Genomic DNA, 10,526 nt, shown 5'->3' with positions numbered 1-10,526 from the left:
AGGATTTATATAATAGAACTTAAGAATTATCTAAACACTGGCTTTGAATTATAAATAAAAACTACTGACAAAAATTTCTATAATACTGACAGATCGCACTCAAAAAACTATTAATAACAGTTACCTAAGTTCGAATAATAACTATAATTAATCAAATATTCATATTTTTAATACTAGAGACATCGGTAAATATTTATTATTATCAGACTCATTTATTAACAGCTTTAATAACACAAGAAACCTTTACTATTAATGAGTTTTGGGGAAATCTAGAAGTTAATATAACGACTAGACTTTAAGTATGGCAGTTTCATAACGTCACAAGAAAACATTAAACTGTTAGAACCTTAATGAGTTCGCTACTGAAATATAAACTACATCGTTGATAATTTGCATACAGTATTTACAGACACCTTTGAGTAAAAACGGCTTATCATTAAATATGAGTTATCGTTTTTAATTATTACTAATAATACATATGGGAGCTTTATAATGAAAAAGAATATTTTATCGTTAATTTTAGGTACTACGCTTGCATTGCCTACACTTGCAATGGCTATGCCGACCAACAGCAGTGATTCTATGCAATCACGTATGCCAAGTAGCTCTGTCAAAAGCAATGTACAAGTCGGTGTAGAAGGACCAACTGGTAAATTGGGAGCTGCACAGCCTAGCCATGTCAATATCAATGACTCTAGCAATAAGATGAACAACTCTCGTAGTGAGATGAATGATTCGAACAAGAGTATGAACAACTCTGACAACAGAGTGAACGAATCTAATGACAAGATGAATGATAAAGCTGGCACTATGAGCAATAGTAATATGCCTACTATGAACGGTAACGTGCCAACGACAACGGGTGCAGCCTCTACACAGTCTACCCAACGTACGCAAACGCCAAACATGCAGCATAGCAATGCAGACTATCAGCCTTTAATCGCTGGTGAAGCCGCTTCTAACAATAAAACGGCAAATGCTACTAGTACCTTGCAAGAAAAGAAAAAAGACAACCGTGGTGAGTTATTAGCCACTCAGCCAGCAAATGTACAGTTTAAAGAAAACCGCCGTATTGCTGTAAATCGTTAATATGGCCATTAATATTTAAGTATATTAACAAACATAAAAAGGGCAGCCTATTGGCTGCCCTTTTTTATATTAAACTATCTATGCTAGCTATTTCAATTTTGATTATTTCTTATTTTTAGTCACGCCAGCTTTTTGTAATAAGGCACCAAGTGTACCCATTTTACTTGGGGCTTCAGCTTTATCATTTTTTACTGGCTTACTACGATTGCTCGCGTTGTCTTTATCCTGACGCTTGCCACGTGGCTTAGACGGACGTTTGTCAGCAGCTGGACGGCTATTATTTGGACGGTCACTATTTGCGTTATTATTGCGTGGACGACTGGTTTTCTCGCCATCTGTACTAGCTGTCGTAGACTTGGCAGCCGTACGTACAGGTTTTTCAGATTCAGGTTTCATGCTAAATCCGATACGACCACGTTTTTCATCGATGGAGATAACACGAACCGAAACGATATCACCAGGTTTGACACGATTCATAGGATCGGCGACAAAGTCATTGGCCATCTGCGAGATATGTACCAGACCATCCTGATGTACACCAACATCAACGAAACAACCAAAGGCCGTTACATTGGTGACTACCCCTTCTAACGTCATGCCTTCGCTCAAATCTTTAATACTATTGACGTCATCACGGAAATTGGCTGTTTTAAATTCAGGACGAGGATCGCGAGCAGGTTTAGCTAGCTCTTCGATAATCGCTTTTACGCTGACATTATCATCGTTAGCAGCCAATGTAGTCGTATCAATCGTATTTAGCACACCGTCGTTACCAATAACTTCTGACAACGGCTTGCCCGCTTGTGCGAGTAAGCTATCGACCAATGCATAGCTCTCTGGATGCACACCAGTAGCATCTAATGGATTGCTACCATTATGAATACGCAAGAAACCAGCTGCTTGCTCAAATGTCTTAGCGCCTAGACGTGGGACGTTTTTGAGCGCTTCACGGCTATCAAATGCACCGTGCTCTTTGCGATAGGTGACGATTTGCTGCGCCACATTGCGGTTAAGACCTGCGATGTGAGCCAAGATAGCTGGGCTGGCTGTATTTACATCCACACCCACAGCATTCACGCTATCTTGAGTTACTTTATCAAGACTATCGGCAAGCTGGTTTTGATTGACGTCATGTTGATATTGACCCACACCAATGGCTTTTGGATCAACTTTAACAAGCTCTGACAATGGATCTTGCAAGCGACGTGCGATAGAAACCGCTCCGCGTACAGAAACGTCTAGATTGGCCAGCTCATCACTAGCGAGTTCACTCGCTGAATAAACAGACGCACCCGACTCATTAACGATGACAGCTTTGGCTTTTAGTGCATCGTTCGCAGCCAAAATCTCTTTGATCATCGCATCTGTTTCGCGACTTGCCGTACCATTACCGATAGCGACCAAATCAACGTTATAAGTGCTCAACAGCGCATCGATGACTTTCTTGGCTTCATCCATCTTATTATCAGGTGCAAACGGATACACTGTCGCTATGACGGGCTTCTCTTTGCTATCTGACATGACATGACCTTGCGCATCAACGATGGCCATTTTTACGCCATGACGGATACCAGGATCGACACCCAAGATTACTTTAGGACCTGCAGGTGCAGACATTAGCAAATGCTGTAAGTTGCTAGCGAACACATCAATCGCATCCGCTTCTGCGGCTAGGCGCTTTTCAGTTAACAAGCGGTGCTCGATATGCGGACGCCATTTGTCTTTCCACAAGCTACTGGCTGCCTCTGACAAAAACTCACGGCGGGCTGCTGGCGCTTTGGCATCAACATCGAAATGATTGATAATTTTTTCGATAAATGGTGCGTCTTCGCCTTCAATCTTTAGACCCAAGACGTTTTCTTGACGACCGCGTAACATTGCTAATAGGCGATGATTTGGTAGTCGAGCAAGGCTTTCGCTATGCTCAAAGTAATCTTTGAATTTTTCGCCAACTTCGCGCTTTTCTTCGCTCGCGACGCTCGATACGATACTGGCAGTTTTGGCAAAACCACTGCGTAAGTTGTCCAACAAGCCCAATGCTTGTGTCCATTCATCAACGATAATCGCTTGTACGCCTGCGAGTTGTTTTTCGATATCGCTAAAATCAACCTCGATTTCATTACCACTGTCATCAGTGATACTTGACTGGACTTGATAATCAGCCAAGGCATCCGTCGGGGTGATTTCTTGGGTCAAGACCGCTTGGGCAGCAGTATCAAGACCAGCGGCGCGAGCTTTGGCAGCAGGTGAACGACGACGCGGACGATATGGCAGATAGATGTCTTCAAGCTCAAGCTTAGAAGTCGCGTTATCAATGCGCGTCTGTAGCTCGTCAGTCATATTGCCCTGTGTGCTTAACAACTCAGTAATTTTGAGGCGACGTGTTGCCATGTCACGCTCATAATTAAGCGACTTCTCTAAAGCACGCAGCTGCGCATCATCAAGATTCTGAGTCTTCTTTTTGCGATAACGCGCAATAAAAGGAACCGTCGCGCCTTCATCATAAAGTTTGACAAACGCATTGACTTGAGCAGTCTTAATGCCAAGCGCGCGAGCAAGCTTGTCGTGAATATTCGCGTGTGTGGTTGCATCTAAAACCTGTGCATTTGTCGAGGTTTGAGATGACGTTAAGGTATCAGTGCTACTCATATACGTATCAATCGTTGAGAAATGTAGCTTTGCATTATAGCAAAAGCTGCATGAATAAAAATCCTTTTTATCTTTTCGTTATTTATTGCGCATTTTAGGACGCAAATCGTTCTATATCGCACATCCTATGGACTTGTTAAACAAACGCATACAGCATTTATTATCATGGGTGATGCAATTCTCGATGCAATCTTATACACTAAAGTATCAATAACACAAATATTGATATGTGCTGACATATTGAACAATAGTTTTTAATTTTATGAAGTGCTTATTCGTAACCAATAATTAAATAATGATAATTAATGGCAGTGTTTTTGCTCATAGCTATTTACTTGTAGTTTCTGATAACAATAATTTTTATAAAAGGATGCCTGTATGACTGATAATAACAGCCCTGACACGTTGACTCAGCGTATTTTAGTCGTCGATGACGATGCTCGTCTGCGCTCTTTGTTACAGCGCTTCCTAGAAGACGACGGCTTTGTCGTTCGTACCGCTCATGATGGTAGTCAGATGGACAAGCTCATGCAACGTGAACTTTTCTCTTTGGTCGTACTTGATTTGATGCTGCCAGGCGAAGACGGTATCAGTATCTGTAAGCGTCTGCGTGAAGACAATGCAGATATTCCTATCATTATGCTGACTGCCAAAGGTGGCGATGCTGACCGTATCGCCGGTCTAGAAGCGGGTGCAGATGATTATCTGCCTAAGCCTTTTAACCCAAAAGAGCTATTGGCGCGTATCAAAGCGGTGTTGCGTCGTCAAAACCGTGAGCTTCCAGGGGCACCAAGTCACCAATTAGAAGTGGTTGAATTTGGTCCATGGACACTAGATCTATCGACTCGCACGCTCAAACGTGATGGGAATGTCGTCACTTTGACGACAGGTGAGTTTTCGGTGTTAAAGGCTTTAGTTCAGCATCCACGTGAGCCGTTGACCCGTGACAAATTGATGAACCTTGCTCGTGGTCGTGAGTGGGGTGCGATGGAGCGCTCTATCGATGTGCAAGTATCACGCTTGCGTCGTCTGATTGAAGACAATCCTTCACAAGCGCGTTATATCCAGACCGTCTGGGGTGTGGGCTATGTATTCGTTCCTGATGAAGCTGAGGTAGAAACCGTCAAGAGTGAATAACCTTTGACTGATGACATTTCTTTTAATATAGGCCGTGTTTGGTTATTCATAAACACGTGCCGATATGATGAGCATACCTGTGAAAAACCCTATTATTTTTCAAAACATACCCTGCACGTTAGTGACAGGGTTTTTAGGTGCTGGCAAAACCACCGTAATCAATCAGTTACTGGCCACAAAACCTGATGACGAACGCTGGGCTCTCTTAATCAATGAGTTTGGCCGTATCGGTATTGATGGCGCACTCCTTGCAAGCTCCCAAGATAACGAGCTTGAGCAAAAGAATATCGCCATTCGTGAGGTAAGTGGTGGCTGTATTTGCTGCACCAGTCAGCTACCCTTACAAATTGCGATTAGTCGTCTGCTCAGTGAGCATCATCCGCAGCGATTACTCATTGAGCCTACAGGATTGGCACATCCACGTGAGCTGATACTACAACTTAGTGCGCCGCACTGGCAAACTGCTCTAAAGATGAATGCGGTGATAACCGTACTGAGTGGCGAGCAGTGGCAACAGATTAAGTATCGTGACCATGATGGTTTTCAAGCGCATGTCCGTGATGCTGATGTGCTGATAATCAATCGTTATACCCAATTAGATACTAGCGAAAAACAAGCCTTAGTAGAATGGATAACCAATCTAAATTCACAAGTAAAAACCATTTGGGCAGCATCAGAACTAACGGCACCTGAAACAACAGACTCACCAGATGTCCATTCATCAGATAAGTTTGTAGCAAATAAACTTGTAGCAGATGCATACTCGACCACGTTAAACGACCAACTGAACAAGCCCAGCTATATCATTTCAAACCAACGCAAAGTCAGTATCGCTCAACCTCAAAAATCAATGATTGGTTTACAGTCTCAAGCTAATTCTTTAGCAGCTATGCCATTGTCGCGCTCATCTACAGATGAAAACGAAGCTCAGACCAATGCTGATAGTGATATGCCCTATCGCTATCACGAAGAACAGCAAGAATTTCAATTGGCTGGATGGCGATTACCTGCATACTACATATTAAACGCTGACGATTTACAGAATTGGTTGTTAGCATTGCCAAACTGGCAACGTATCAAAGGCTTGGTACATACTTCTGATGGCTGGATACAGATCAATTTTAATCCTGGTAGTCTAACCACCAAAACCATTGACCCACAGACGGATAGTCGATTGGAAGTTATTTTGCAATTAGGCAATACTGTCGATACAAATGCTGTCGATAAAGCTACAGAAAAATCAGCAACTGAGAATGATGCCAAAGCGTCATCAGTATTGATAGATTGGGAAGAGTGCGATCGCGAACTGATGGCACTGGTTATATAGCAACAGACAAAAAAAGGGCGTGTCCTCATTTTAAAAATGGTGATAAAAATGAGATAAATCGCAGTCAAACAAGGAAAATAGCGCAGATAATATCGAGATATTAGTCAGCTATTTGACGCCGTTTGGCAAGATTTAGCCATTTTTAACCTATTTAGATGACTATCGATTGAATTGAGGACACGCCCTAACTATTTTTTAACGCAGTTGACTGTCTTTACTACCACGACGATTAAACAGCTCAGCCGCTTTTGCTTCTTGTTCAAGCTCCGTCTGGCAGCTAACACAATGCTGAATACCAGGCACTGCCAGTCGCCTTGCCTCTGGAATAGGCTTACCACATTCGTCACACAACTCAGCACTCACTCCTGTCGGTAATGAACGTCGCGCTCGCTCCAACGCATCATTGACCGTTGCATCCATCTGTTCGTGCTCAGCACCATCTCTTGACCAGCCACCTGCCATAATCTTATCCTATTTTTTATTCATTATAATTAGACAATACAAATGTCTTTAATAATAAATAGATGGGGCTAGCTATGATTAATTACAACCTGCGATAGTGCATAAAACCATCAATAAAGAATGACGCAGTTATTTCGACTCAACTTAAAACTTCGCCACTAGTCTTTTGGTTGTAGCTCAATCACTTGACCGCGTACGCCAATGCTTTCATCACTCATCAGACAGACATAGCCTGCCATGATATCTTCAGGTGTTTTTAAGCTCATAGGATTTTCACCTGGATACGCATGTGCGCGCATGTTGGTACGAGTACCACCCGGATTAACGCAGTTAAAACGTAGATTGGTTGTGTTCTGAGTCTCTTGAGTAAAGATATCACTCATACCTTCTACTGCTTGTTTGGAAAGTGCATAAGCACCCCAAAATGCGCGAGGATGTGTACCTACAGTGCTAGAGGTAAAGACAACAGACCCATGATCAGCATCTTTTAATAGTGGCAATAGCGCTTGAGTCAGCATAAAAGTCGCTGTGAAATTGACTTTCATCACTTGGGCAAAAGTATCGACGTCATACATCTCAAGCGGCGTCAATTGTCCTAATACACCAGCATTATGCAAGATACCATCTAACTGGCCGACTTCTTTATTGATTAGCCCTTCGAGCTGCTGCATTTCGGCGTAAGTCGCCCCTTCTAAGTTCATCGGCAGCATAGCAGGCTGCTTACCACCAAGACTCTCAATCTCATCGTAGACGTACTCAAGCTTGCTACTAGTGCGGCCTAACAATAAGACAGTGGCGCCATAACGAGCATAGGTCAATGCAGCAACACGGCCAATACCATCCCCTGCTCCAGTCACCAAAATAGTCTTACCATCTAGGCAATTACTGGACGGTACAAAGCTACGAATATCATCATGAGTCAAAGGCTGAATAGAACTTTGAACCGTTTTTTTATTGTCTTGTGGATCGACTGATTGATTATTATTGTCACTCATGGCATTGCTCACTACTTATCATTAAATCGTTGAGGATATGTGCTTATAGTTGTAAAACTGGTGATATATAGTAGTCTATAAATACTCAAACTTACCAGACGATAGCAGTAATTTATTTAACTGCTCAGGCGTGTCAGTAATATAGTCGGCGCCCCATTTTTTCAAAGACTTTTGATCTTCAGGTGGAATATATCCATAAGCGGCCAAAATCGTTGGCATGCCAGCAGCGTTGCCAGCTTCGATATCGCGTATATGGTCACCAACATAGAGCACGCAGCCTGCCGCGCCTCGAGGGATACCCAGTTTTTCTAGCGCCATATACATTGGCTCTGGATCTGGTTTGGTACGTGATACATCATCTGGACAGACCAAAACTGCACAGCGCTGATCCAGTTGCATCTCACTTAATAGCTTTTCGGCTAAATAACGCGGCTTGTTGGTAACGATACCCCATGGCACGCCCTTTGCTTCAAGTTCAGTCAGTACCGCTTCAAGCGCCTGAAACACGCAGCTATCGACACAGATATCTGCTTCATAATCATCTAAGAACTGCTGACGAAACTCAAGCAATGCTTCCTCGCTGACTTCGAGTTGATCGTTATGTCTTAGCATCAATTGCACCATGGCCGAGGCACCCGCAGAGACTTGCTCGCGGATTTCCGCTTCAGGCGGTGCCTGCCAGTCATTTTCGAGACTCATTTTACCAATGATACGAACAAAATCAGCAGCAGTATCGATTAATGTCCCATCAAGGTCAAATAAAACAGCTTTTACAAATTGGGTCATAGTGAATGCTCTTGAGATTGATGACGTGTTTAGTGAAAGTATGGCAAATAAATAGCTGCGTGCAGCATTAAACCAATGGCTTTTGTACGGCTATCATATAATTAACATCGACGTTTTGGGCAAGCCAGTAGCGTTTGGTCAGCGGATTGTAATGCAAACCGATAATATCCTGACGAACAAATCCAGTATTGAGTGCCATTTTGTCTAATTCTGCTGGCGTGATAAATTTGGCATAGTCATGGGTGCCGCGATCAAGCAACCGCAGTACATACTCTGCACCAACGATGGCAAACAGATAAGACTTAGGATTGCGATTAATCGTTGATAGTACACAGACACCGCCAGGAGCTAACAACTCATAACAAGCCTGCACGATCGAGCTAGGATCTGGCACGTGCTCTAGCATCTCCATACAAGTCACCACATCAAACTGACCAGCATGTGTTTTTGCCAACTCTTCAACGGGTATATGCTGATAGCGTAGCGTGTTCTCTAACTGGCTTTGCTCCGCATGTAATGCTGCAGCTTTTAGGTTTTCTGTACCTAAATCAATCCCTGTCACATCAGCACCGCGGCGTGCCATAGATTCTGACAATATTCCACCGCCGCACCCTACGTCGAGTACTTTTTTGCCAGCAAGTCCTTGCTCAGCGGTTTTATTAGCAGCATTTTGATAGCCACGTTTGACGTTTTCTTCTATCCAATTTAGACGTAATGGATTGATCTCGTGTAGCGTTGCAAACGCCCCTGTATTGCTCCACCATTCACTCGCCAAGTTATTAAATTTTTCGACTTCGCTAGGATCCACGTTGATGGTGTTAGACTCTGTATTATTGAAAGCACTATTATTATTCTGATCACTCGAAGTTGCTGAAGAATTTAAAGCTGAGCACATGGTATGTTCCTTGATTGTCACTATCGTTATCATCGTTTACAGTGCACGATTATGTGCTTAATATTAGCATGAGAGTAGCAGTTTTGTCGTAAGCACATCGTCACCGATTGTGAATAGGCTCAAACTTTACCCTATTTTTTAGGCAGTATCTCAATATAAAAGAGCTTGTCATTCTCGTGACAATATCGCATCCTGATACTTTCAAATCTCTTAAGTTCCATATAGAAATAAAGCAGACGTTTAAGAAACAGTAGGTTCAGAAAGTAACAAGCAATATACCTTAAATAATAGCTAACAGCTTTACAACTATCGGTTAAGAATGCGATTCACAAGTACATACATTTTACGTTATCATAGTCGATACTTTGCTATTGTTCGATTATACTCGACACTGTCTGGTTTAGACGCTTTAAAAGCTATATATTTTAGAGTGTCACATGTTTAACAACCATATAGACACAAACCTCTTAACCCATTCTAAGTCTCCACACCTCAAGGATAAAGTATGAAACGTGTCATCACACTGACTGGTCTAGCCATGGCCATTGGACTTGCCTCTATGGGCGCACAAGCTGCAGACTATGTCGCTGGAAAAGATTACCGTGTGCTAGACAACCCAGAGAAAATCAGCGGTGATGCTATCATTGTTCGTGAGTTCTTTTGGTATGGTTGCCCACATTGTAATGTGCTTGATCCGCATATGGAAAAATGGGCAAAGACTAAAGACAAAGATGTCGTATTCTTCAAAACACCAGCGGCACTTAACCCTGTTTGGGAAGCCAATGCACGCGGTTTTTATGCGGCTCAGCTTTTAGGGTTCGAAGACAAAACTCATTCTGCATTATTTGATGCTATCCACAAAGATGGTAAAAAACTGTTTGATCAATCATCATTGAGCAAATGGTACGCGTCAAAAGGCGTGAATGAAAAGAAATTTAACAGCCTATATAACTCATTCGCTGTTGGTACAAAAATTGGTCGCTCACAAGAAGGCGCTAAACGTTATCAGCTTTCTGGCGTACCAGCTGTGGTGGTGCAAGGCAAATATGTAGTCACTGGTGAGAGTGCTAAAGTACCTAAAGTCGTCGATTACTTGGTCGACAAAGCCCGTGCTGAAAAGAAATAACTCAAGCAATAAATACTTGAATAATAGTAACGCACAGTACATCCGTACGTCATGCACAAA

The 10,526-nt window shown here is 42.6% G+C and carries 9 protein-coding genes; 4 read left to right on the top strand and 5 right to left on the bottom strand.

Features of this window, described 5'->3' with window-relative positions:
- The first annotated feature begins 492 nt into the window (after nt 1-492).
- Nucleotides 493-1,089 carry a hypothetical protein gene (locus CXF60_RS07345; RefSeq protein WP_102091403.1) on the top strand — a complete coding sequence of 199 codons (597 nt, stop codon included), beginning with the start codon at nt 493-495 and terminating at the stop codon, nt 1,087-1,089.
- A gap of 102 nt (nt 1,090-1,191) precedes the next feature.
- On the opposite strand, the gene CXF60_RS07340 is transcribed toward CXF60_RS07345, so the two are convergent.
- On the bottom strand, nt 1,192-3,738 hold the full coding sequence (locus tag CXF60_RS07340; RefSeq protein WP_102091402.1) for a Tex family protein: 2,547 nt from the start codon (nt 3,736-3,738) through the stop codon (nt 1,192-1,194).
- A 378-nt stretch (nt 3,739-4,116) separates the two neighbouring features.
- On the opposite strand from CXF60_RS07340, the gene ompR reads away from it, so the two are divergent.
- Nucleotides 4,117-4,875 (top strand): osmolarity response regulator transcription factor OmpR, encoded by a 759-nt coding sequence (gene ompR, locus CXF60_RS07335; RefSeq protein WP_058023990.1) that lies wholly within the window; start codon nt 4,117-4,119, stop codon nt 4,873-4,875.
- Nucleotides 4,876-4,939: 64 nt separating this feature from the next.
- Nucleotides 4,940-6,202 carry a CobW family GTP-binding protein gene (locus CXF60_RS07330; protein WP_228707065.1) on the top strand — a complete coding sequence of 421 codons (1,263 nt, stop codon included), beginning with the start codon at nt 4,940-4,942 and terminating at the stop codon, nt 6,200-6,202.
- A gap of 195 nt (nt 6,203-6,397) precedes the next feature.
- On the opposite strand, the gene CXF60_RS07325 is transcribed toward CXF60_RS07330, so the two are convergent.
- From CXF60_RS07325 to ubiG, 4 genes are all read right to left on the bottom strand, one after another.
- Nucleotides 6,398-6,664, bottom strand: a complete 267-nt coding sequence (locus CXF60_RS07325; RefSeq protein ID WP_101204603.1) for a DksA/TraR family C4-type zinc finger protein — start codon at nt 6,662-6,664, stop codon at nt 6,398-6,400.
- A gap of 158 nt (nt 6,665-6,822) precedes the next feature.
- Nucleotides 6,823-7,659: a YciK family oxidoreductase gene (locus tag CXF60_RS07320; RefSeq protein WP_228707064.1), complete on the bottom strand. Its 837-nt coding sequence runs from the start codon at nt 7,657-7,659 to the stop codon at nt 6,823-6,825.
- Between the two features lie 75 nt (nt 7,660-7,734).
- Nucleotides 7,735-8,445, bottom strand: a complete 711-nt coding sequence (locus CXF60_RS07315; protein ID WP_102091401.1) for an HAD family hydrolase — start codon at nt 8,443-8,445, stop codon at nt 7,735-7,737.
- A gap of 67 nt (nt 8,446-8,512) precedes the next feature.
- Nucleotides 8,513-9,340, bottom strand: a complete 828-nt coding sequence (gene ubiG, locus CXF60_RS07310; RefSeq protein WP_102091400.1) for a bifunctional 2-polyprenyl-6-hydroxyphenol methylase/3-demethylubiquinol 3-O-methyltransferase UbiG — start codon at nt 9,338-9,340, stop codon at nt 8,513-8,515.
- A gap of 505 nt (nt 9,341-9,845) precedes the next feature.
- Between ubiG and CXF60_RS07305 the strand changes: the two genes are divergently transcribed.
- Entirely contained in the window at nt 9,846-10,466 is a 621-nt protein-coding gene (locus tag CXF60_RS07305) for a thiol:disulfide interchange protein DsbA/DsbL (protein WP_102091399.1), read from the top strand.
- The last annotated feature ends 60 nt before the right edge of the window (nt 10,467-10,526 follow it).

The sequence above is a fragment of the Psychrobacter sp. 4Bb genome (assembly GCF_002836735.1).
Taxonomy (GTDB): domain Bacteria; phylum Pseudomonadota; class Gammaproteobacteria; order Pseudomonadales; family Moraxellaceae; genus Psychrobacter.
Note: the sequence above shows the minus strand (reverse complement) of the source record. Positions and strands in the feature narration are given on the sequence as shown.

What these genes read in the sequence shown, in the direction of transcription:
- CXF60_RS07345 (WP_102091403.1), top strand. Translation starts at nt 493, where the DNA reads ATGAAAAAGAATATTTTATCGTTAATTTTAGGTACTACGCTTGCATTG.
- CXF60_RS07340 (WP_102091402.1), bottom strand. Translation starts at nt 3,738, where the DNA reads ATGAGTAGCACTGATACCTTAACGTCATCTCAAACCTCGACAAATGCA.
- ompR (WP_058023990.1), top strand. Translation starts at nt 4,117, where the DNA reads ATGACTGATAATAACAGCCCTGACACGTTGACTCAGCGTATTTTAGTC.
- CXF60_RS07330 (WP_228707065.1), top strand. Translation starts at nt 4,940, where the DNA reads ATGATGAGCATACCTGTGAAAAACCCTATTATTTTTCAAAACATACCC.
- CXF60_RS07325 (WP_101204603.1), bottom strand. Translation starts at nt 6,664, where the DNA reads ATGGCAGGTGGCTGGTCAAGAGATGGTGCTGAGCACGAACAGATGGAT.
- CXF60_RS07320 (WP_228707064.1), bottom strand. Translation starts at nt 7,659, where the DNA reads ATGAGTGACAATAATAATCAATCAGTCGATCCACAAGACAATAAAAAA.
- CXF60_RS07315 (WP_102091401.1), bottom strand. Translation starts at nt 8,445, where the DNA reads ATGACCCAATTTGTAAAAGCTGTTTTATTTGACCTTGATGGGACATTA.
- ubiG (WP_102091400.1), bottom strand. Translation starts at nt 9,340, where the DNA reads ATGTGCTCAGCTTTAAATTCTTCAGCAACTTCGAGTGATCAGAATAAT.
- CXF60_RS07305 (WP_102091399.1), top strand. Translation starts at nt 9,846, where the DNA reads ATGAAACGTGTCATCACACTGACTGGTCTAGCCATGGCCATTGGACTT.